A 22,428-nucleotide genomic window follows, 5' to 3' on the forward strand; every position below is an offset into this window, starting at 1 on the left:
TCAGAGCGTGAAGCCGCCGTCGCTGACGAGGACGTGGCCGGTGATGTTCGACCCCGCATCGGACAGCATGTAGAGGATCGTCGCTGCCATCTCCTCGGAAGAGGCAAAGCGGCCCAAAGGCGTGGTCTTGGCCATGCGCGAGATGGTCTTGTCGCGGCCGATGGCTTCGACCGAGCGGTTGAAGTCCTCGCCCGTCTCCCAGATCGCGGTATCGACCCCGCCCGGAGCGATTGCGTTGACGCGGATGCCGGCCTCGGCGTTCTCCATCGCGGCAATGCGCGCCATATGCGCCACCGCGGCCTTGGCAGGACCGTAGGGGCCGATACAGGCGACGGGCTTCACGCCGGTTGAAGAGCCGGTGATGACCACGCTGCCGCCGGTGTCCTTGCCGTTGGCGCGGATGGCCCTGAGCGCAGCGCGCAGGGTCAGGAAAGCGCCATCAAGGTTGACGTCCATCACCCGCCGCCACTCGGCGAACTCGAGGTCGGCGATCTCTCCGAAGCCGCCGATGCCAGCGTTGACAACGGCATGGTCGAGGCCTTCCAGGCTGGGTGCTAGGTCCATCCAGAGCGCTTCGTCGGCAACGCTGCCGGTGATGGCTTCGACCTCGCAACCGAGGTCCAGCGAGGCCATGCCGTCCGTATCGACATCGACAAGGATCAGCTTCGCCGCCCCGCGCTGGGTCAACATTGTCGCACACGCCGCACCGATCCCCGATGAAGCGCCAGTGACGAGCGCGGTGCGCCCGGTGAAGTCTTGAAGATTAGTCATGGCCGAGCGCTAGCTGCGCCTCAGACCGCGATCAAGCAGCGCGTGCTACGCTGCGTTGTCGATGCCGAGATCGGAGAGCTTGCGGTAAAGTGTCGAGCGCCCGATGCCGAGCCTGCGCGCAACCTCGGTCATGCGGCCACGATAGTGCCCGATGGCGAGGCGAATGACGTCGGCCTCGATCTCTTCGAGCGGGCGCAGATTGCCGTCTTCGGTGTAGAGCATCACACCCACGCCTTCGTGCAAATGCGAGCTGCAGCCTGCTTCAAGCTCTCCGATAAGCTCGGATAGCTGCGGGAAGCTGTCGGCGGTCAGCGTATCGCCTTCGCAATAGACGGCGGCGCGGAAGAGCACGGACTGAAGCTGGCGCACATTACCCGGCCAGTCGAAGGCGCCCAAAAGCCCTAGCGCACTGTCCGAGACCGAAAGGTGCGTCAGCCCAGGCTGCTCGCCGATCCGCTGGAGGAAGTGGCGGGTGAGGGCGGGGATGTCGCCGGTGCGTTCGCGCAAGGGCGGTAACTTGATGCGGGTGGCGCAAAGCTGCTCTGCAAGGATCTCGTCGAAAAGGCCGCCTTCGACGATCTGCGCAAGATTGCTGTTCGCAGCCGAGAGAATGCGCACATCGACACGGAAACCATGCGCGGCGCCAACAGGGCGAACGATGCCGGTTTCCAGGGCGTCTCGGAGGCGGGTCTGCACCGCCATGCTAAGCCGGTCGACCTCGTCGAGGACCAGAGTGCCGCCATCGCAATGCTGAAGCGCGCCAATCTGGCGGTCGAAGGCACCGGGGAAGGCGTTGGGTTCGTGCCCGAACAGCACCGACTCGATCGAATTGGGCGGAACGCTGGCGACGTTGATGATCCGCAGGTTCTCCTTGGCACGCGGAGAAGCAGCGTGCATCGCGCGCATCAGCATCTCCTTGCCCGTCCCGTTCTCGCCTTCGATAAGCGCGTGTCCGTGCCCGCGCGCAGCCTTGGCCGCTTGCGCGAGCGCGGTGCGGAATGTGGGAGCGGTGCCGATCATCGCATCGAAGTCGAGGCTTGCCGACATCTTCTCGGTCAGCGGGGCAAGCTCGTCACGTGGCGCTTCTCTGGTGGTGACGGCGCGAAGGGCTTCCATCAGGCGATCAGGCGAGACCGGCTTGACGAGGTAGTCGCTTGCGCCTGCACGCATGGCTTCGACCGCCAGAAGCGGGGAAGCGGACGTCGTCAGCATCAGGATTGGTAAAGCAGGGCGGCGTTCCTTAAGCTCTGCGATAAGCGAGCAGGCATCGTCACCCGGAACCCATTGGTCGAGCAGAATTGCCGAAAGCTGCATGCCTTCGCGCGTGCCAAGCATCGCAATGGCTGTCTCTGCGTCACCGGCAACCACCGTGCGCCAGCCTTCGCGGGCGGCAATCGCGGTGATAAGACGGCTCTGCGCAGGCTCATCGTCGATCAGCATTACGATGCGCGCATCGTCCTGCACATCGGCTGCGCCTGAAACCGGTACGCTGTCAGATGGCGTATCCGCGTGAGACATAAGCGAGCCTTGATTCCTCCGGCCCCCGGCAATCGTCCCGGGGTGAAACGTCCCGATGGTGTAAGGCGTTCAGGTAAAGACTGAATTAAGGCTATTCACAGGAATTGCTTGTGTCGCATTTCGGTGCGCATCCCGATCACGGGTCGCAAAGGTGGGTTGAGCAACCCCGTTTGCTTCGATACGGGATCAGGAACCAATCATTAACTGGCGCGCTTTGTTGAATTGGGATCACAATCCGGTTCAACAGATCCGACACGGGGGCGCGCCGCACATTTTGCAAGGGGATACGCAAGAATGAGCACGCATGACATGGACAAGGCACGCTCGACCTATGACAGGTTCATGGGATCGCTGAAGTGGATCGTGCCTGTGATCGCCGTGATCACGCTCTTCGTCGTCACGCTGATCGCGCCATAAGGAAACCCAAACCTATATGAAAATCGCAGTTCTGAAGGAGCGCAGCCCGGGGGAAACCCGAGTGGCGGCGACGCCCGAAACGGTGAAGAAATTCATCGGTCTCGATACGCAAGTCGCTGTCGAGTCGGGCGCAGGGAAGCATGCGGCGATCGGTGACGATGCCTATGCCGATGCAGGCGCAGCGACCGGTGATCTGGCTTCGACGGTCAAGGATGCCGACATCGTTCTCGGCATTCAGGCTCCCGATGCAGAACTGCTGAAAGGTGCAAAGCCCGGCGCGTGGGTGGCGGCGTTGTTCAACCCGTTCCAGAACGGCGACCTGGTCGAGGCATATGCCAAGGCCGGATACGAGGCGCTGAGCATGGAATTCATGCCGCGCATCACCCGAGCGCAATCGATGGATGTGCTTTCGAGCCAGTCGAACCTTGCAGGCTACAAGGCTGTCCTTGCGGCGGCTGACACCTATGGCCGTGCCTTTCCGATGATGATGACGGCTGCTGGTACTGTTCAGGCCGCCAAGTGCTTCATCATGGGTGTGGGTGTTGCGGGGCTTCAGGCCATCGCTACCGCGCGGCGTCTGGGCGCGCAGGTTTCAGCAACGGACGTGAGATCGGCTACGAAAGAGCAGATCGAAAGCCTTGGCGCGAAAGCGATTTTCGTCACCGATGTCGAAGGGATCGAGGGCGAAGGCTCGGGCGGCTACGCCACCGAGATGAGCGATGAATACAAGGCCGCTCAGGCAAAGCTTGTAAGCGAACACATCGCCAAGCAGGACATCGTCATCACAACCGCGCTCATTCCTGGTCGAGCGGCTCCGGTGCTGATCACCGACGAACAGATCGCAACGATGAAACCGGGCAGTGTGATCTTCGACCTTGCGGTTGCGCAAGGCGGCAACGTCGAAGGCTCGAAAGCGGATGAGGTCACGGAGCGCCACGGCGTCAAGATCATCGGCTACGCCAACACCCCCGCGCACCTTGCCGCCGACGCATCCGCGCTGTTTGCTCGCAACCATTTCAACTTCCTCTCGGCCTTCTGGGACAAGGAAGCCGGCAAGCCCGAACTCGACGAAGAGATCGGCGACGCCGTGCGCCTGACCAAGGGCGGTGAAGTCGTGAATGAGAGGCTCAAGGGGTGAGAAGCCCCGCAGCGTCTCTGATTGCGGTCGCAGCGGCCGCTGGGCTTACGGCGAGCCATCCTGCTGCCGCGCGCGACATGCATGAGCGCCATATCGAGACGCTTTGGACAATCTCCGACGTCGACCTTATCGAGAGTGATTCGTCGGCTCCGGCTGACGAGGAAGGACGGCTGGTCGCGAACGACGATTTCGTGATCAAGCAGCGCCTGCTTCCCCCGACGGCAGCTCGATTGACCAGCGCGATAGTCGATGGTGATGGCGATGTGCTGGCTGAAGCGGGTGACGAATTGTTCGGGGTCGTCTCGGGCTCGGGCGATGTCTACTGCCTCGACAAACGGCCTGAATACAATCCGGTCGGTGCCCTGATGGTCGGGGCGATATTCCAGGCAAGCTGCTTCAAGGATGCTGACGGCGACGGGACTTTCGATGGCGGCTTCAAGAAGAAGTTGCAGCCCTCGGCCTTCCCACAGCTTCGGGGAAAGCACCGCCGAAACTTGCGGGAGATTTCGGGTGGATCGTTCGAGAAGATCGATCCACGTGCCCTCACAAAGGTCTACTACGTCGGCATCGAGTTCGATGGACGCGGCTTTCTCGCGATAGGCAAGTCCCGCTACTTCCGAGTGGCGTTTGGTGGCGAGTATGCAAAGGGCGAACTCAGCCGCTGGTTCTCCACCGATGGAGACGAATTGCCTAAGGAAATGGGTGCCGAAGGGCTTGGCGCCAAATGGACCGTGCTCGGCTTTGAGGACGGTGCGATTCGGGTCCGCGTCGATGAACCCCTCGAACAAAAGCCCTTTGCCGTATCAATCCGCGTAACAATCCGATGATGACTTCAGTGTCAGAAAGTGAACCGCGATAATGGACTTCATCTCAATCCTATCCATCTTCGTGCTGGCGTGTTTCGTCGGCTATTACGTGGTCTGGTCGGTCACCCCGGCGCTGCACACGCCTTTGATGGCGGTGACCAACGCGATCTCCTCGGTGATCATTGTCGGGGCGCTGATTGCTGCGGCTGAATCGACCGATCCGGTGGCCAAGTATCTGGGCCTTGCGGGCGTGGTGATGGCCAGCATCAACATCTTCGGCGGCTTTGCCGTCACCCAGCGCATGCTCGCCATGTACAAGAAGAAGGAGAAGTAAGAGATGAGCTTCTCCATCCTTGCAGGCGCCGCTGACGGCGTCGGAGCCACCCCCGCCTGGGCCATGCTTGCTTATCTGGCCTCGGGCGTATTCTTCATCCTTGCGCTGCGTGGTCTTTCGAGCCCCGCAACGAGCCGCGCGGGTAACCGCAATGGCATGATCGGTATGGCAATCGCGCTGGTGACGACGCTGGTGACGCACGACATCGCCAATATCATCGAGATCGGGATTGCGATCTTCCTCGGCGGGATCATCGGTGTCACGATTGCGCGCAAGATCGCCATGACCGCGATGCCGGAACTGGTCGCAGGCTTCCACTCGCTGGTCGGTATGGCCGCCGTAGTGGTTGGCCTCGCCGCGTGGTTGAACCCCGGTGCGTTCGGCATTCTCGATGAGGCGGGCCAGATCCTGATGGTCAGCCGGATCGAGCTGGGCCTTGGCATCGCCATCGGTGCGATCACGTTCTCCGGCTCGGTTATCGCCTTCCTCAAGCTTTCTGGCCGGATGAGCGGGTCTCCAATCCTTCTCCCGGCGCGTCACGTCATCAACCTCGGCACCATCGTCGCGATCATTGGCATCATCGGTTTCTACGCGGTCTCGCCTGACGGAGGGCCGGGCGCAGGCTGGCCGATCATTGCGATCACCGTGCTCGCATTTGCCATCGGCTTCCTGCTGATCATCCCGATCGGCGGGGCTGACATGCCGGTCGTCGTCTCGATGCTAAACAGCTATTCGGGCTGGGCTGCTGCCGCGATGGGCTTCACGCTTGGCAACACCGCGATGATTATCACTGGGGCGCTGGTGGGGTCCTCGGGTGCGATCCTGAGCTACATCATGTGCCGCGCGATGAACCGGAGTTTCATCAGCGTGATCGCAGGCGGCTTCGGTGCGGATGACAGCGCCGGGGCAGGCGGCGAGCCGCGCGAACAGCGCCCCTACAAGCAGGGCAGCGCAGACGATGCGGCCTTCATGCTCGAACAGGCCGAAAAGGTCATCATCATCCCGGGCTACGGTATGGCGGTGGCGCAGGCACAGCACGCGCTTCGCGAAATGGCAGACGTGCTTGAGGAAAAGGGCGTCGAGGTGAAGTACGCGATCCACCCGGTCGCAGGGCGCATGCCCGGCCATATGAACGTCCTCCTCGCAGAGGCCAGCGTCGACTATGACAAGGTGTTCGAGCTGGAGGACATCAACAGCGAATTCGCCACCGCCGACGTCGCCTTTATCATCGGTGCAAACGACGTTGTGAACCCGGCAGCGAAGACCGATAAATCCTCGCCGATCTACGGCATGCCCGTCTTCGACGTCGACAAGGCAAAGCAGGTCTTCTTCATCAAGCGCTCGATGGGCGGGGTTGGCTATGCCGGTGTCGACAACGATGTGTTCTACATGAACCAGACCGTGATGCTGCTGTCCGACGCCAAGAAGATGGTCGAGGAAATCGTCAAGGCGCTGGACTAGGGGGCGACCAGGATAGCCCAATGCGCTTACTCGTCATCATGCTGCTGGTGCTGGCGTTCGGCGTCGGGATCTACTTCGTCTTTCGCGGCGACGGCATGCTCGAACGCGTGACCGAGCAGCGAGTGGAGCAGGCTTTGCTCGACAATGGCGTGCCGGTGAACATGTCGGAATGCATGGCGCCGCGTCTCGTCGACAGGCTATCCATCGCGCAGCTGCGCAAACTCGAGCGGCTCGCACCGCAAGAAGGCGAGACGCGCCTTCCACTGTCCACCGGAGAAGCGATGGCACGCCTTCGCCGCGTCGACGATCGTCAGGCAGTGGAACAAGTGGTGCGCGTCGCAGGCGGCTGCGGCCTTGAAATCGGGCTTGAGATGTTCGGGCGCTGACCGCTTGCATTGATCCCCCCGCCTACGGCACAATGCAGGGCGAGTAGGGGGACATTACCATGACCAAGATTTCGACCATCGCTGCGGCGCTTCTCGCAGGTGCGGCTGCGAGCCTGAGCGTTCCGGCATCGGCTCATGAGGGCCATTCGGAAGATCAGCCCTTCGCGCCCAAGCAGGTCGGCGCACAATTCATGGTCATGGAAACCACCGCAAACGAAGCGGCGCGCGAGCCGTTCCTGCGCGGCCTCGCCCTTCTGCACAACTTCGAATACGATTACGCAGCCGAAGCCTTCCGCGCCGCACAGGCAGCCGACCCCGATTTCGTGATGGCCTATTGGGGCGAGGCGATGACCCACAATCATCCGCTGTGGGAACAGCAGGATTACGACGCCGCAACCGCAATCCTCAACCGGCTTAGCAGCACGCGGGAGGCGCGCGCGGCCAAGGCGCGCAATCCTATGGAAAGCCGGTGGCTCGCCGCGGTGGAGACGCTTTACGGAGACGGCGAGAAGGAAGCGCGGGACCTTGAATACCTCGCCGCAATGCGGGCGATGCTGGCCGACTACCCCGATGATATCGACGTACGCGCTTTCACCGGTCTTGCGGTCCTCGGCTCCTCGCATGGCGGGCGGCAGATCGCGCTTTACATGGAGGCGGCAGGCATCCTCGAACCCGGCTTCATGACCCATGAGATGCATCCCGGCATCCTGCACTACCTGATCCATTCCTATGACGATCCGGTCCACGCCCCGCTCGGCGAACGTATGGCGCAGCGTTATGCCGTGGTCGCGCCCGATGCAGGGCACGCTCAGCACATGATAAGCCACATCTTCCACGCGCTCGCCGATTGGGAGGCCTCGGAAAAGGCCAATATCCTCGCCGATGCGGTCGTTGACCGTCAGCGCACGGCAGCGGGCCGACCGCCTGCAGATTGCGGCCACTATAATGAGTGGCTGGTCTACGCGCTTCTTCAACAGGGCGAAGATGCGAGCGACCGGGTCGCGTCTTGCCGCGCTGTCGCTTTGGCCGATGGGAGAGAACAGAGGCTCTATGGTCCGGTCTGGAGCTATATCACAATGGCCGGGTGGCAGGCCGTGGACACGCAAATCTGGCCGCAGGAGCTGGACGAGAGCGCGCGGCAATTCCCGGTCGTCCGGCTGAAGGAAGCGCACATCAACGCGCTTCGCCATCATGATGATGCGGCGATGCTCGAGGGTATTCTCGCCGCGATGCAGGCCGACATTGAGCCGCTAGCCAAGGGCCTTGCGCGATGGTCGCCCGACGACCGTACGACGATGCCGTGGGCCGAGCGCTGGGTCGCGCAGGTCGCTGCTCTTGAGCTGCTTGCAAGCGGCAAGGAAACGGCCGGTCTTGAGGCCCTGCGAGCCGCGGCAGAGGCCGAAAGCGCTCTTCCGGTGGTGTTCGGGCCCCCGATAATGCCCAAGCCCAGTTGGGAGATTCTGGGCGAACGCTTGCTGGCGATGGGCCGCGAGGACGACGCGGCGGAGGCTTTCCGCCAGTCGCTCGAATTCGCACCGGGACGGCGTCTGTCACGCGAAGGGCTAGAAATGGCTCAGTCCGGCGGCTGAATGGGTCTTGTCTTGCAACCTCTTGGCCTTCATCATGCAAGGCGGAGAGGGAGACACACGTGATGATCAGGATTTCGTTCGCCGCCGCGCTGCTTGCCAGTGCCGCGCCGACCTTGGCTGAAACGCATTCGATTAGCCCGGGGGATGGCGCGCAGGAGCGCCTGCAGGAAGCGTTGATCCTGGCAGAGCCGGGTGACACCATCATGCTGGAAGCCGGGCGCTACACGCTCACGGACGGGCTCAGCCTCGACGTCGAGGGAGTCACCGTTCGCGGGGCCGGAATGGACGGGACAGTGCTCGATTTCACCTCGCAGGAAGGATCGGGCGAAGGCCTGCTCGTTACCAGCGACAACGTCACCCTGCGCGACTTCGCGCTCGAAAATCCCAAGGGCGACGGGATCAAGTCCAAGGGTGCTGACAATATCGTTTATTACCGGGTTCGCGTGACCTGGACGAACGGGCCGGACCCATCGAATGGTGCCTATGCGATCTACCCGGTCGAAAGCACCGGTGTGCTGGTGGACGGGGTGAAGGTCACGGGCGCTTCGGACGCGGGGATCTACGTTGGTCAGTCGAACCGCATCACCGTGCGCAATTCGATTGCCGAGGCAAACGTTGCCGGGATCGAGATCGAGAACAGCCGTAACGCGCTGGTGGAACACAATATCGCGACGCGCAATACAGGCGGCATTCTGGTGTTCGATCTGCCCGGCCTGCCGGTAATGGGCGGTGGCAATGTGGTGGTTGCGAACAACCTTGTGGTTGCGAACGATACCGCGAACTTCGCGCCTCCCGGAAACATCGTTGCTGGTGTTCGCAGGGGCACGGGCATCATGGTGATGGCCAATGAAGGCGTTCTCATCGAGGATAACATCATCGACGAGAACCCAACCGCACCGATCATGGTGATCGCCTACACCCAAAGCTTCGAGGACGAACGCTACAACCCGCTCGCGCGCAACATCGTGGTGGGCGAAAACCTTTATGGGCGCGGAGGCGACGATCCGCAGCTTGAAGGTGCAGAGATGCTGATGGCCGCTTTCGGAGGTGCGCTGCCTCCGGTGATGTGGGACGGACTTGGCAGCCTTTATGCTGTCGATGGCACCGCTGGCTGGACGCTTAATCTGCCCGAGCCGGGCAAGGGCGTTGCAGGGGCCTCTCCCGCGCCGCTGAGCGTGCCTGTGCCTACCGCCGAATTCGATCGCAGCGGCATCGGTGCTCCGCCTGAACTCGAAGAGCGCATCTGATGCGTTTCGCCGCCCTCATGCTTGCGGGCAGCGCGGTGGCGCTGGGCGGCGCAATGGCGGAGGCGCGGCTGGTCGCTCCCGAGGTTTCCGACAACGCGATCACGGATGATGGCTTCCCGCGCACGCTCGAGGAATTCGGTTTCTTCATCCACGCCGATGCGCAGGTGCCGTCGCCTGGCGTGATCCCCTACGAGCTCAACACGCCGCTCTATTCGGACGGCGCGGACAAGCTGCGCTTCCTCTACGTGCCCGATGGGGCAGTGATCGAGCCGAGCGGGGACGGTCTGCTGCAGTTTCCTGTCGGCTCGGCGATCATCAAGACCTTCGCTTTTGGCGAGGGCGAGGATCGCACGCTCATCGAGACGCGCGTACTGCTGAACCGCGCCGATGGCTGGGTCGCGCTGCCGTATCGCTGGAACGACGAGCAGACCGAGGCGCGCCTAGCGCTCGCTGGAGGTCGCATTCCGATCACTACACCGGGCGGCGAGGAGATCAGTTACCGCATCCCGAACAAGAACCAGTGCAAGGCCTGTCATTCGCTCGACGACGCGGTAATCCCCATCGGCCCGAAGGCACGCAATCTTGCGCCGGAATTGCTCGAGCAGCTCGCCGCGTCGGGAAAGCTGGATAGGGCGCCGACGGTCGCAAAGGCGATGCCACGCTGGAGCGATGCGAGCGTTGGCAAGGAGCCGCTGGCGAGGGCCTATCTCGATGTGAACTGCGCTCACTGCCACAGGCCGGGCGGAGGCGCGTCCAATTCAGGTCTCGACCTGCGTTGGGAGCAGGATGCGCCTTTCGCGCTCGGCGTGAACAAGCCGCCGGTCGCTGCGGGACGCGGGGCAGGGGGGCTGCTTGTCTCGATCGAGCCGGGCGATCCGGACGCCTCGATCCTTGTGCATCGTATGAATTCGAACGAGCCGGGCGTTGCGATGCCCGAACTCGGACGCTCCACGATTGATGAAGAGGCGGTAGCGCTGATGCGTGACTGGATTGCGGAGATGGGCAGTTGAAGTGGGCTCTGCGCATCATTGGCGTCATCGCCGCGCTTCTCGTCGTCCTTTTCCTGATTTTCCGAACGCCTGACACCGACGCCGACGAGATGCGCGCAAAGTATGGCGGTGCGCCCTCGCAATTCGTCGAAATCGATGGTGGCGTTACCGTCCACCTTCGTGACGAGGGCCCTCGAGATGGTTTGCCTATCATCCTGCTGCACGGATCAAACGCGGACCTGCATACCTGGGAGCCATGGGCCCAAGGGTTGCGGGACACCTACCGTGTTATTCGCTTCGATCAGGTCGGGCACGGCTTGACCGGTCCTGACCCACAGCACGACTACAGCCGCGAAAACTACGCCGAAGATATCCGCGAAGTTGCCGATAGCCTTGGACTCGACCGCTTCGTGATCGGCGGCAATTCGATGGGCGGCAAGCACACTTTGGCGTTTGCTTCGGCCTATCCTGAGCGAGTAATCGGCATGGTGCTTGTCGATGCCGGCGGTGTCCCAAGGCGCGAAGTCGAGGTGCGCGAAGATGACGATGACAGCGGCAATATCGGCTTCGCAATCGCTCGCACGCCGGGGATCAACCGGATCGCCGAGCAGATCACCCCGCGCAGCCTGATTGCGCAGAGCCTTGAGCAATCGGTCTCGGTCGAGGAGATCGTCACCGAGAACATGATCGATCGCTATTGGGAGCTGCTTCGCTATCCCGGCAACCGAGCGGCGACCATGGCGCGCTTCAGCACGGAATATCAGCCGCTCACCCGTGAAGAAATTGCCCAACTCTCGATGCCAACGCTGATCCTGTGGGGAGACGAGGACCGTCTCATCCCTGTGAGCGCCGGACGCTGGCTCGACGAAACGCTGCCGCAAAGCGAGCTCGTGATCTACGAGGGCATCGGCCATCTCCCGCAGGAAGAGACCGCCGAGCCATCGCTTCGCGACTTGCGCAGTTGGCTGGGAACACTTGAGCAAGGCTGACCGTTAAGACAGCGTTAGCCATCTAAACGGCTAATTCGCCTGAGCAATCCACGCCCTATGGACGGATAGCGCGCTTGGTGGCTACATCGTTGTGCGGCGCAGTATGGATTCGAGGAATGGCTTTGCGAAAATTGGGACTGATCGGCGGCATGAGCTGGGTGTCGACCGGGATTTATTACGACCGGATCAACCGTATCGTGCAACGCCGCGCTGCCCCCATGGCATCGGCGCCGATGCTGATAGAAAGCCTCGATTTTTGCCAGCTCTATGCGCTGCGCGAAGAAAAGGATTGGAAGCGCGCAAGCGGCATTCTGTCCGAAAGCGCCAAGCGCCTCGAAGGCGCAGGTGCAGAAGCGCTGATCATAGGCGCCAATTCCATGCACAAGCTTTATGACGACGTCTCGGCAGGCGTCGACATTCCGATCCTCCACATTGCCGATTACGTCGGAAAGGCACTGAAGCGTGCGGGGCACAAGACCGCTGCTCTGATCGGGACGCGCAACGTGATGACCGAGAGCTTCTACCGCAAGAGGCTCGTTGCGCACGGGATCGATCTGCTGCCGCCCAACATGATCAATGTCGAAACGCTTGACCGGATCATTTACGACGAGCTGATGGTTGGCAAGGTGACGCGCGATGCACAGCGCGCGATGAAGACGATCATAACGAATAAGGCTCAGGAAGGGGCGGATTCCATCGTTCTTGCCTGCACGGAACTCGACCTTGTCGTCGATGTCGATGCCAATGTCCTGCCGGTATTCGATTCAACTCGAATTCACTGCGAAGCGGCTGCAGACTGGATTCTTGAGCAGGAACTGGTGAATTAATCTGCAGCTCGACCCTTGCACGCAACGCTTGGCCGCATAGCAACAATGCACGGGGTGCAACATTCCATCGCGGCCTATAGGTGCGGCGAGGAATTTGTCATCGAAAAGTAACAGGCAGATTCCGGGTCTTCGGGTCGCTCCGAATGACCCAAGAGCTTTAGGGCTCTTGGGACCGCCTACCACCCCCCCATTGCACCCGGTGGGCGGTCCCATTTTTTCCCGAAATCGCGTCTTTCGAGCGCCGCTGAGGCGGCGTTTTGTTGCTGTCCACCGCAATCGTGGCGGGTTGCCGTTCTGTTCCCGTTGAGCGGACTGTCACGGTGACTTAAGCGGTATGCCCGTGACAACACGCGCCCCCTACTCAGCAGACCCCTTCGCCCATGGCGGACGCGAATTCGCGCGGCCCGGTGAGACGTCGCCGCCCCTGAGTGGCGGCGAAACGCGCGGCCCGCGCACCGACTTTCAGCGCGACCGCGACCGCATCATCCATTCAATGAGTTTTCGCAGGCTCAAGTCGAAAACGCAGGTCTTTATCGCACCCGATGGCGACCACTACCGCACGCGGCTGACGCACTCGATCGAAGTCGCGCAGATCGGCCGAGTGTTGGCTCGGGTGCTAGGCCTGGACGAAGACTTAACCGAGGCTTTGTGCCTCGCTCACGATCTCGGCCATCCACCGTTCGGCCATGCAGGCGAAGCGGCCTTGTCCGAGGCGATGGCCCGGCACGGCGGTTTTTGTCACAACGCGCAGGCGCTGCGCACCGTAATGCGGATCGAGAGCCCTTATCCGGAGCATGAGGGTCTCAACCTCACATGGGACTTGCTCGAAGGGTTAGCCAAGCACAATGGCCCTGTAGCAGCGCCCAACTGGGCGCTCGCTGAACTCGACGAAGCCTTCCCGCTCGATCTTGGCACTTGGCCGTCGCTGGAAGCGCAAGTGGCGGCGATTTCGGACGACATTGCTTACGACAACCACGATATTGATGATGGGCTGCGAGCAGGCTTTTTGATCCTCGATGACCTGATGGAACTGGATTTCCTCGCAGACCAGTGGCGATCGGTCGAAAAACGCTTTCCCAACGCCCCGCGCGAGCGCCTGCTGCGAGAACTCATCCGCGATCAAATCGGCCTGATGGTGAACGATGTGCTCGAACACACGCGGGCGCAGGTAAAAAACATCGGTTCGGTCGCCGAGGTTCGCGATGCAGGGCGACAGCTGGCGGGCTTTTCGCCGGAAATGGAAAAGAACGAACGGGCGCTCAAGACCTTCATGTACGACAAACTCTATTATCATCCGGAACAGGTCAGCGCCGCTGAGCGAGCAAGAGACGTGATCGCGCGGCTCTTCGCAGCCTACTCGCAAGACCAGCGGCTCATGCCGGAGGAATGGCAAGCGCGCCTGCCCGATACCGAGCCAGGTCGAAGCCGCATAATCGCCGATTTCATCGCAGGAATGAGCGACCGCTTCGCCATTCGGGCATGCGAGGCGATTTATGGCGAGCAACCGCAGGGGCTCGTGAATGTCTAAGCGCCAGATCGACGAATGGAGCGCGGCATGACCGAATACGGAGCGCACGATAAAGCACCTCTCCGCATTGGCCTGGTTGGAGCGACCGGCATGATCGGTCGGAGGCTGATCGAGATTTCGAGCGCCGGCGATCAGGCGCGCATCGTCGGCATTGCGCGGCGTGAAATGGATCTGCCCAAGGGTGCGCGGGTCGAAATGTTCATCGCCGAGACCGAGAAATGGGGCGAAGTCCTCGAGGCCGTGAAGCCCAGGGCACTGATCTGCGCTTTGGGTACAACATGGAAAAAGGCCGGGCGCGATGAAGAGGCGTTTCGCGCGGTCGATCATGACCTCGTCCTCGCAACCGCCAGAGCCGCAGTCGATGCGGGCATTCGCAACATGGTCCTGATCAGCTCTGCCGGCGCCGATCCGCGCCAGAAGAACTTCTACCTCAAGGTCAAGGGCGAAGTTGAAGCCGAAGTGTCCAAGGTCGGCTTCAAGCGGCTCGATATCTTGCGCCCTGGCCTGCTGCGGGGACAGCGAAAAGGCGACCTGCGTCCCGTGGAAGCGGCGGCGCGATTTGCTAGCCCGGTGATCGATCCGCTGCTCCCGGCAAAGTGGGAGATGTATCGTTCGATCTCGTCCGACCTCGTTTGCGAGGCGGCGCTTGGTCTGGCCATGCGTAAGGCGGCAGGGCGCTTTACGCACGACAACGAGGCCATGAAGCGGGCTGCGCGCGAATGGAGGGCAAAGGCCGAGACGCCCGCGCCTGAATAAAGGGGGGAAGGCATGGACTGGGGGCTGGTTTTCAATGGCGCCAATTTGATGGCGATGGTCGGGTGGGCAGCGCTGATCCTGTTGCCGCGCTGGCCAGCTCTGCTGTCGGCGTTGCTCTACCTGGGCGTCGGAGTGCTGTGCTTGCTCTATGCAGGCATTCTGACTGCGCTGCTGACAGGCTTTGCGACTGGAAGTGACGGTGGCAATTTCACCAGTATCGAAGGCGTGCGCACCCTGTTCGGGAGCGATGCCGGATTGACGCTTGGCTGGGTGCACTACCTCGCCTTCGACCTCTTCGTAGGCCTCTGGATCGCGCGCGACGGTGATGCAAAGGGCATCTCGCGCATCCTTCAGGCCCCGGTCTTGTTGGCGACATTTCTGTTTGGCCCGGTCGGTCTGCTGGTCTGGCTGATCGCGCGCGAACCGGCAGCACGAAAGCAAGGTCGCCCGGCCTGACCCAAACGACAACATCAAAGTGTTGGACGCGGCGCCACAATCTTGGCTAACCCTACGGCAAGCGAACAATCCGGGGTAGAGAGGGTAGCCAATGGCCAGCGACGCCAATCACGACATGTTGAGTTTTGACGAATTCCTGAGCTTCTGGGCAAAGGAACGGCCTGAGGGCATCGCGCTCGAAATGGGCGAGCGTGCGACGACTTATGGTGAGGCCGATCTCCAGACCCGGCAGCTGATCGCCTATTTCCAGAGCCACGGCGTAGGCCACGGTGACCGGATTGCCTGGCTGGGCAAGAACTCCGATCGCTATTTCATGCTGCTCTACGCAGCTGCGCGCGTGGGCGTCGTGATGGCACCCATCGGCTGGCGGCTTGCCCCGCCGGAGATCGCCTACATTCTTGGCGACACCGGCACCAAGGTCCTCTTCGTCGAAGAGCAATTCATCGACACAGCGAGCGAAGTGACCGGTTCGATGGAGAATGCGCCACGTGTGGTCGAAGCCGAGACAGCCGTTCGCCAGGCGCTCGACATGGAGCCGGCGAAATACGAACCCGCTCATGGCGACGATCCGGTGCTCCAGCTTTACACCTCGGGCACCACGGGAAATCCCAAGGGTGTCGGCCTTTCCAACACCAACCTCTTCTCGCTGCGCAAGCCGAGCCTCGAAGAGCAAGCCCCTTGGCACAAATACGAAGAAGGAGACTGCATCCTTGCGGCCATGCCTTGCGCGCATATCGGCGGTACAGGTCTTTCGGCGATTGCAGTCGCAAATGGCATTCGCGGGCACATTTTGCCCGAATTCACGCCTGACGGCGTTCTGAGTGCGATTCAGAACGGCGCAACGCACATGTTCCTGGTGCCCGCTGCGATCCAATTCGTGATCCAGCACCCGCTGGCCAAGGAAACCGATTTCTCGAACCTGCGCTATCTCATGTACGGCGCTGCACCCATGCCGCTCGAATTGCTCAAGGCGGCGGTGGGTACCATGCCCGGCACTGGCTTCCTGCAGGTCTATGGGATGACCGAGACGACGGGCACGGTGACAATGCTCCCGCCCGATGATCACTCGCTCGAAGGCAATGAGCGCATGCGTTCGGCCGGCAAGGCCGTGCCCGGGGTCGAAATCCAGATCCGCGGAGAAGACAACAAGGAGGTCCCGCTGGGCGAGATTGGCGAGATTTGCATCCTCTCGCCATCAAACACCGCTGGATATTGGAAGCTTCCCGAAGCCACAGCGAAGACGATCGACGAGGATGGCTGGCTCCACACCGGCGATGCCGGGATCATGGATGCGGACGGATATGTCTACATCCAGGACCGCATCAAGGACATGATCATCTCTGGCGGTGAGAACGTCTATCCCGCAGAGGTCGAGAATGCGATCTTCGGCCACCCGTCGATTGCAGAGGTTGCGGTGATCGGTATTCCGTCGGCACGCTGGGGCGAAGAGGTGAAAGCTTGTTGTGTGCCCAAGCCGGGCATGGAGATCGAGGAAGGCGACGTGCTCGCCTATGCGCGCGAACGCATCGCTCCTTTCAAGGTCCCCAAAAGCATCGACATCATTGCCGAGATGCCGCGCAATGCGTCCGGCAAGATCCTGCGGCGTCAATTGCGCGCGCCATATTGGGAAGGGCAGGACCGGCAAGTGTCCTGACACTACAAGTTCACCTGACGATGAAAAAGCACGCGCCTGCAACTCTGCGCAATCGGGAGGCCATTGCGGAAGTCCTTGAGAAGGAACTTCCGCCAAGCGGCCGGGTGCTCGAGGTCGCAAGCGGTTCGGGGGAACATGCCGTCTTCTTCGCAGGCCGTTTCCCGCAGCTTGAATGGCAGCCCAGCGACTTTGACCGCGAAGCCATCGCCTCAATCCTCGCCTATCGTAGTGATTACGATGGGACCAACCTGCCCATGCCTATGGTGCTCGATACGCAGACGGAGAGTGAATGGGAGATCATGGGCGTTGATGCAATTGTGTGCATCAACATGCTCCACATCGCGCCGTGGGCTGCGACGGAGGGATTGTTCAGAGGCGCTGCCCAATTGTTGAGCGGCAGGAATTTGCCGCTTATCCTTTATGGCCCATATTTTGAGCAGGACGTCGAGGCCACGCCATCAAATAAAGCGTTTGATGAAGGCCTGCGCGCTCGCAACCCCGAGTGGGGCATCCGCAATGCTGAGGATTTGGGCAAGCTGGCGAGCACGCACGGTTTCGCCCGCACTGCGCGCTACGAAATGCCAGCCAACAATCTCACGCTGGTGTTCCGCAGCGCCTGAGCGCGCTCAGGTTTCGTCGTCGACCGCATCAGCCACCGATTTCAGGTCATCGCCCATGCCGCGAACGGTGTTGCAGGCAGCAGTAGCGGTGAGCATCGCGCCAAGCGCGACGGCGGTGAGAATCTTGCGTTTCATCGGTCAGGGCTCCTTTTCGCTGACCTGATAGTCGCCGTATTCTGTATCTCGCACAACAAAAAAGGGCCCACCCCGGAGGGTGAGCCCAATTTGCTTCCAGCGGGGGTCCGCTTAGGTTTCTTCGTCAACCGCATTTGCTGCCGACTGAAGGTCTTCGCCAGCGCCGCGGACGGTGTTGCATGCGGCGGCGCCGAGGGTCATCGCACCAAGTGCGACTGCGAGAATAGTCTTGCGGATCATGGGGTTCTCCTTCGGGGGTTGATGATCACGGACACAAAACCCTTCAATTGGCGCTATGGTTCCATCGTTTCGGTACGACGCGCTCGAGCCACAGCCAGTTGTCTCTCACGCCATGCGATGAGCAGCCCTGCGGCCACGATAAGCGGCGCGCCTAGCCAGAGCGACGCTGGCGGTGTCCGCTCGAAAATGCTCCACCCGTACCAAGTCGCCCAGAGCAACGAAGTGTAATCCATCAGTAGGATCACGCCTGCAGATCCGAAGCGCAGAGATGAAGTGAGCAAGATCTGCGCAAGCGCCCCGCACAGGGCCATGGCAACGATGATCCCCCAGGTTTCGGCATCGTGCGGTCCGATCACGAAGGGCAGGGCAAGCGCCATCAGCGGCGTGGTGAAGGCGCAAAACCAGAAGACGATGCTCCAGGGCGCCTCGGTCTTGTTGAGATCCTGGATCTGGAAGCTGATTACGGCCACAAGCGCTGCGGCGATAAGCGCCACTGCCGCACCGAATAGGCTGACCGAAGATTCTGCGCCAAGGCCGAATGCGGGCTGCGTGAGAACCAGAACGCCTGCAAATCCAAGCACGACCGCACCCCAGCGATAGCGGCCAACCTTCTCCTTGAAGAGCAGCACCGACAGGACAACAGCGAAGAACGGCGCGGTGAAGCTGAGCGCTGTCGCCTCGGCAAGCGGCAGGAGCATCACCGCGCCGTAGACGAAGAACATTCCGATGATGCCGAGCACAGCTCGCCGCGCGTGAGCACCGAGGCGTTTGGTCTTGATATCGGCAAGCCGACCCATCGCGGCGAGCAGGACGGCAACACACACCAGCGTGATTGCCTGACGCCAGAAAATAAGCTCGGTCAGCTCGACCCCGCGTTCGCCTGCCACTTTGACGAGCATCGACATCGTTGCGAGAGTTCCGGCGGTGGCTAGACGCAGGCTGAGCGCCAGATACGGGCGAGGGCGAGCTACCGAGCCATCCATGCCGCCCGCTTTATAAGCATCCCGGGATTGCGCAATGGCCAGCCTTGCTTAAATCGGCGGCACCATGGAATTGCTTACACAGATTGCGCTTGCCAGCGACGCGGTTCAGCTCGCTTTAGTTGGCGCTGTTTGCTGGGCGTTGGCAATTTTCTGCCTGATCATGGACCGGCTGCGCGAGAAAAGGCGCTCGCCCGAACGGCTCGAACAAGTCGGCTTTATGCCGTGGACGAGCCTGTTCGTTGCGCTGGCTATCATTGGAGGCGGATGCCTCGCGATGAGTTTGCCGGTGGTTCTGGGCAGCCTTTAAAGGCACGCCTCCAGATACGCTTGGTCGAAGCCGAACTGACGCGCCTTTTCGAGCGTGTAGGGGCGTAGGCCTGAAGAACGGAATTCGCCCATGATCTTGCCGTCTTCGCTCTCGTCCAAGTACTCGAACTTGAACAGTTCCTGCGTGACGATCACATCGCCTTCCATCCCGATCACCTCGGTGATGTTGGTCGTGCGACGCGAACCGTCGCGCAGACGCTTCACCTGAACAATCAGGTCGACCGATTCCGCAATCTGGCGTGAGATAGCTTCCTTCGGGATCTTGATGTCGCCCATCAGGATCATGTTTTCCATACGGCCAAGGCACTCACGCGGCGAGTTGGCGTGAAGCGTACACATCGAACCGTCGTGGCCCGTGTTCATGGCGGCGAGAAGGTCGAAACATTCCGCGCCGCGAATCTCACCCAGGATGATGCGGTCAGGACGCATACGCAGGGCGTTCTTCACGAGGTCGCCGATGGTAATCGCGCCTTGCCCTTCAAGGTTCGGCGGGCGCGTTTCGAGCGGCAACCAGTGCGGCTGTTGCAGGCGAAGTTCGGCGGCGTCCTCGATGGTCAGCACGCGCTCGCCCGGGTCGATCATTTTCGACAGGGCGTTGAGCATGGTCGTTTTACCCGAACCCGTACCGCCCGAGATAACGATGTTCATCCGGCATGCGCCCGCGATTTTCAGCGCGGTACACATCTTTTCCGACATCGAACCGAATTCCTTGAGCATGTCCAAGGTGATCGGCTTCTCGGAAAACTTACGAATGGAGATAGCGGTGCCGCGCAGCGAAAGCGGTGGCACGATGACGTTAACACGCGATCCGTCCTTCAAACGGGCGTCGGCAAGCGGCGTGGTCTGGTCGACGCGGCGGCCGACCTGGTTCACGATACGCTGGGCGATCTGGAAAAGGTGCTGTTCATCGCGGAACCGGATCGGCGCAATAACGAGCTTACCCTTCTTTTCAATGTAGGTCTGATCTGGGCCGTTGACCATGATATCGGACACGTCCGGGTCGTTGAGGAGCTCCTCTAGCGGACCAAAGCCCAGCAGTTCGTCGATCAGGACCTTCTCGAGCGCAAACTGCTCGCGGCGGTTCAGCGTGACCTTGAGCTCGGCCAGCACTTCCATGATGATCGGACGGAATTCTTCGGACAGCTCTTCCTTGGTGAGCGTCGCTGCGGCTTCCGGGTCGACACGTTCAAGCAGGCGCGGGAGCACCTGTTCCTTGATCTTGTGAACGCTCGCTTCGAAACCACCGGCTTCGCTTTCAGCAGCGTTGACCGAGTTCATGCGTTCGGCGAGGCGGTCCATCGCATTGGCGGTGGCGTTGCCGCCGCCTTGCTGAGGGGGAGGAGGTGCAGCCTTGGCCTTCGCAGGCTCTGCGCTGCCTCCATCACCGGGAAGCGGGGGAAACTGTTCGCCACCGCTAGCTTCGTCAGCTTTCGGGCTACTGCCCTTCATCGGCCGGGCTACGCCGAAAGCGGGCTTGGCGCCGGGCCTCATGCCGCCTGCGCCACCCTTTTTGCCGAATGCGCTCATTCTCAAGCCCCCAGGCACTAAATCAATCCACGTGCGCAATCGCGTTTTATCGCGAAGAGCGCCTCTCGAAATTTGGTGAATAATTGGGAAAGCTTATTTTTTTCTAAAATTTCCCGCAGGTTTCAGGTGAATTGCGCCAGGCGGTTGATGCGATCCGGCGGTAAATCTCGTCACAAGCCATGGTAAACATGGGATTACCCGGCGGATCACGTAGCTAATGATTTGCAGCGAGTGCTCTTGGCGTGACAGCAATGGAATTGGCAGGGACTAAGGATCGGAATGCGAAACTCAGCTACGCATTCACCCGCGCCATTTCAGCAACAACCACGGAACACGATCCGGGGCGAATTGCTGCCTATTATGTCGATCGAAGTAGGGCGGCATGTGGTCGCCCACGATAAGGATGTCGGTAGCCGGGAAATCAGGAGCTAGGATTTCCTTGACCAGCGCCGCGTCCATCGCATCCCAAATCGCGAATTGGCGGCAGATCATTGGGTAGTCCTTCGCAAGTACCGGCGAAATCCGCTCGCAATTCTCCACGTCAAGATTGCTTTCCAATGGGACGGGCAGATGCGAGTTCACGGATAGCCAATAGACGAATTGCGGCTCTTCCGTCTCCTTGAGACGTCCGGCGATCTGGGCGGGAACATCGCGGTCGCACACACCGGGGAAAACGCCTCCGCACCTCTCGGCACCCCCTTCGGCCAGGGCTTCGCGGAAATGCGCGTGTTGGAAACCGATATTGGGATACCACAAATTGCGATCGAAGAATTTGCCATCGAACGAATGGTAGGCGGTCGTTGGCACGCCTTGCTCGGCGAATTTTGCAGGCAGACAGCCTCGATCGGCATTTTCGCGCAGGTCGTGATATTCACCCCAGCGCCCGCACAATTCGCGGATTTCGCCCGACGTGGTCGAGCTGTAATACGTGGTTGTCCCTCTCGAAACCTCGAAGCGGGACTTGACGCCTGCATTGTCAAACCGGCGAAAGAGCAGGGCATCCATTTCTTCGTTGCCAACCGGCACGCCCATGGACTCTACCATGACGACCAGCAGGTTGCGCTCTAGCGCTCCCGAGGCTGGAACGATGTTCGAATTCTCGATTGCCGACTCAAAAGGTGCTCCCGCTGCGGCTACCCGGTTGTAGTGCCCGCGCATTCCGTAACCCATATACAGATCGACCAGCGCCAGTGATAAGGTCGCACCCGCGGCAAGCAGCGTCATTCGTTGATCTTCGAACGACGTCGGACGCCGCATGATGAGGCCGGCGACCAGGATCAGCGCAGCTACGAGGATGCTTCCTGCGACGTACTCGATCGACTGGCTCACATCGAGTTCTGCAAAGAACATGATCGAGTGTGTCAGGGATGCCATGCCTAGGTTGAACAGGCCTGCGATGAAGGACAGGAGAGAGAAGGCCATCATGGCAAGGAAAGCGGCCAGCTGGACGGCGTAGGAACGCTTGCGCACCACCAGGCCGACCGCGCCGAAGACCATGATCTCGAAAAAACGCGGGGGCGATCCGACAAAATACATGAGCGCAAAGCCCGCATTTGCGAGCACCACCCAGACCAGCAACCAGTTCTTTAAGGCACGCCATTCGCCCGGCTCGACGGTCGACCGGCGCGATGACGGTGCATTTGGCAGGGCTGCCGCATCAGCCATGATTTTGGTGTTCCCCCGTCAACAGAGCGCTGAGCCTTCCGCGACGTCTCGAATGTCGCGCCAGA

At 61.1% G+C, this 22,428-nt stretch carries 24 protein-coding genes; 17 read left to right on the plus strand and 7 right to left on the minus strand.

What is annotated here, in order from left to right; genetic code table 11:
• Positions 1-771, minus strand: a complete 771-nt coding sequence (locus tag NAP1_RS01520; RefSeq protein WP_007163445.1) for an SDR family NAD(P)-dependent oxidoreductase — start codon at positions 769-771, stop codon at positions 1-3.
• Positions 772-816: 45 nt separating this feature from the next.
• Complete coding sequence (locus NAP1_RS01525; protein ID WP_040464619.1) at positions 817-2,211, minus strand: sigma-54 dependent transcriptional regulator; 1,395 nt, start codon at positions 2,209-2,211, stop codon at positions 817-819.
• A gap of 372 nt (positions 2,212-2,583) precedes the next feature.
• Between NAP1_RS01525 and NAP1_RS16695 the strand changes: the two genes are divergently transcribed.
• The 16 genes from NAP1_RS16695 (at position 2,584) to NAP1_RS01600 (ending at position 17,486) form a co-directional block, all read left to right on the plus strand.
• Positions 2,584-2,706 (plus strand): hypothetical protein, encoded by a 123-nt coding sequence (locus NAP1_RS16695; RefSeq protein WP_007163447.1) that lies wholly within the window; start codon positions 2,584-2,586, stop codon positions 2,704-2,706.
• A gap of 16 nt (positions 2,707-2,722) precedes the next feature.
• Entirely contained in the window at positions 2,723-3,844 is a 1,122-nt protein-coding gene (locus tag NAP1_RS01530) for an NAD(P) transhydrogenase subunit alpha (protein WP_007163448.1), read from the plus strand.
• Positions 3,841-4,671: a hypothetical protein gene (locus NAP1_RS01535; RefSeq protein ID WP_007163449.1), complete on the plus strand. Its 831-nt coding sequence runs from the start codon at positions 3,841-3,843 to the stop codon at positions 4,669-4,671. The genes NAP1_RS01530 and NAP1_RS01535 overlap by 4 nt, the downstream gene beginning before the upstream one ends.
• A 31-nt stretch (positions 4,672-4,702) precedes the next feature.
• Positions 4,703-4,984 (plus strand): NAD(P) transhydrogenase subunit alpha, encoded by a 282-nt coding sequence (locus tag NAP1_RS01540; RefSeq protein WP_007163450.1) that lies wholly within the window; start codon positions 4,703-4,705, stop codon positions 4,982-4,984.
• Positions 4,985-4,987: 3 nt separating this feature from the next.
• The gene (locus NAP1_RS01545) at positions 4,988-6,445 is read left to right on the plus strand and encodes an NAD(P)(+) transhydrogenase (Re/Si-specific) subunit beta (protein ID WP_007163451.1); all 1,458 of its coding nucleotides are present in this window, start codon (positions 4,988-4,990) and stop codon (positions 6,443-6,445) included.
• 20 nt (positions 6,446-6,465) lie between these two features.
• Positions 6,466-6,831, plus strand: coding sequence for a hypothetical protein (locus tag NAP1_RS01550; RefSeq protein ID WP_007163452.1), 366 nt, complete (start codon positions 6,466-6,468; stop codon positions 6,829-6,831).
• A 59-nt stretch (positions 6,832-6,890) separates the two neighbouring features.
• The gene (locus NAP1_RS01555) at positions 6,891-8,420 is read left to right on the plus strand and encodes a hypothetical protein (RefSeq protein ID WP_007163453.1); all 1,530 of its coding nucleotides are present in this window, start codon (positions 6,891-6,893) and stop codon (positions 8,418-8,420) included.
• Between the two features lie 62 nt (positions 8,421-8,482).
• Positions 8,483-9,667: a parallel beta-helix domain-containing protein gene (locus NAP1_RS01560; RefSeq protein ID WP_007163454.1), complete on the plus strand. Its 1,185-nt coding sequence runs from the start codon at positions 8,483-8,485 to the stop codon at positions 9,665-9,667.
• The gene (locus NAP1_RS01565) at positions 9,667-10,677 is read left to right on the plus strand and encodes an SO2930 family diheme c-type cytochrome (RefSeq protein ID WP_007163455.1); all 1,011 of its coding nucleotides are present in this window, start codon (positions 9,667-9,669) and stop codon (positions 10,675-10,677) included. The genes NAP1_RS01560 and NAP1_RS01565 overlap by 1 nt, the downstream gene beginning before the upstream one ends.
• The gene (locus NAP1_RS01570; RefSeq protein ID WP_007163456.1) at positions 10,674-11,645 is read left to right on the plus strand and encodes an alpha/beta fold hydrolase; all 972 of its coding nucleotides are present in this window, start codon (positions 10,674-10,676) and stop codon (positions 11,643-11,645) included. Before NAP1_RS01565 ends, NAP1_RS01570 begins: the two co-directional genes overlap by 4 nt.
• A gap of 116 nt (positions 11,646-11,761) precedes the next feature.
• Positions 11,762-12,472: an aspartate/glutamate racemase family protein gene (locus NAP1_RS01575; RefSeq protein ID WP_007163457.1), complete on the plus strand. Its 711-nt coding sequence runs from the start codon at positions 11,762-11,764 to the stop codon at positions 12,470-12,472.
• Positions 12,473-12,806: 334 nt separating this feature from the next.
• Positions 12,807-14,000, plus strand: coding sequence for a deoxyguanosinetriphosphate triphosphohydrolase (locus NAP1_RS01580; RefSeq protein ID WP_007163458.1), 1,194 nt, complete (start codon positions 12,807-12,809; stop codon positions 13,998-14,000).
• 27 nt (positions 14,001-14,027) lie between these two features.
• A complete protein-coding gene (locus NAP1_RS01585) occupies positions 14,028-14,756 on the plus strand; it encodes an NAD(P)H-binding protein (protein ID WP_156777167.1) in 729 nt (242 codons plus the stop codon).
• A gap of 12 nt (positions 14,757-14,768) precedes the next feature.
• Positions 14,769-15,212, plus strand: a complete 444-nt coding sequence (locus NAP1_RS01590) for an ABA4-like family protein (protein ID WP_007163460.1) — start codon at positions 14,769-14,771, stop codon at positions 15,210-15,212.
• Between the two features lie 91 nt (positions 15,213-15,303).
• Positions 15,304-16,866, plus strand: coding sequence for a long-chain-fatty-acid--CoA ligase (locus NAP1_RS01595; protein ID WP_007163461.1), 1,563 nt, complete (start codon positions 15,304-15,306; stop codon positions 16,864-16,866).
• 20 nt (positions 16,867-16,886) lie between these two features.
• Positions 16,887-17,486, plus strand: coding sequence for a DUF938 domain-containing protein (locus NAP1_RS01600; RefSeq protein ID WP_007163462.1), 600 nt, complete (start codon positions 16,887-16,889; stop codon positions 17,484-17,486).
• A gap of 6 nt (positions 17,487-17,492) precedes the next feature.
• Here NAP1_RS01600 and NAP1_RS16700 read toward each other — a convergent pair whose 3' ends face one another.
• From NAP1_RS16700 to NAP1_RS01605, 3 genes are all read right to left on the minus strand, one after another.
• Positions 17,493-17,621, minus strand: a complete 129-nt coding sequence (locus tag NAP1_RS16700; protein WP_007163463.1) for a hypothetical protein — start codon at positions 17,619-17,621, stop codon at positions 17,493-17,495.
• Positions 17,622-17,732: 111 nt separating this feature from the next.
• Complete coding sequence (locus NAP1_RS16200) at positions 17,733-17,861, minus strand: entericidin A/B family lipoprotein (protein ID WP_007163464.1); 129 nt, start codon at positions 17,859-17,861, stop codon at positions 17,733-17,735.
• A gap of 53 nt (positions 17,862-17,914) precedes the next feature.
• Positions 17,915-18,844 (minus strand): DMT family transporter, encoded by a 930-nt coding sequence (locus tag NAP1_RS01605; protein WP_040464147.1) that lies wholly within the window; start codon positions 18,842-18,844, stop codon positions 17,915-17,917.
• Positions 18,845-18,908: 64 nt separating this feature from the next.
• Here NAP1_RS01605 and NAP1_RS01610 point away from each other — a divergent pair, with 64 nt between their 5' ends.
• A complete protein-coding gene (locus NAP1_RS01610; protein WP_007163466.1) occupies positions 18,909-19,151 on the plus strand; it encodes a hypothetical protein in 243 nt (80 codons plus the stop codon).
• Here the strand turns inward: NAP1_RS01610 and NAP1_RS01615 are convergent.
• Positions 19,148-20,698 (minus strand): CpaF family protein, encoded by a 1,551-nt coding sequence (locus NAP1_RS01615; protein WP_007163467.1) that lies wholly within the window; start codon positions 20,696-20,698, stop codon positions 19,148-19,150. The two genes, NAP1_RS01610 and NAP1_RS01615, sit on opposite strands and share 4 nt — an antisense overlap.
• A gap of 300 nt (positions 20,699-20,998) precedes the next feature.
• Complete coding sequence (locus NAP1_RS01620; protein ID WP_007163468.1) at positions 20,999-22,363, minus strand: hypothetical protein; 1,365 nt, start codon at positions 22,361-22,363, stop codon at positions 20,999-21,001.
• Between the last annotated feature and the right edge of the window lie 65 nt (positions 22,364-22,428).

Source organism: Erythrobacter sp. NAP1, assembly GCF_000152865.1.
Lineage (GTDB): Bacteria > Pseudomonadota > Alphaproteobacteria > Sphingomonadales > Sphingomonadaceae > Erythrobacter.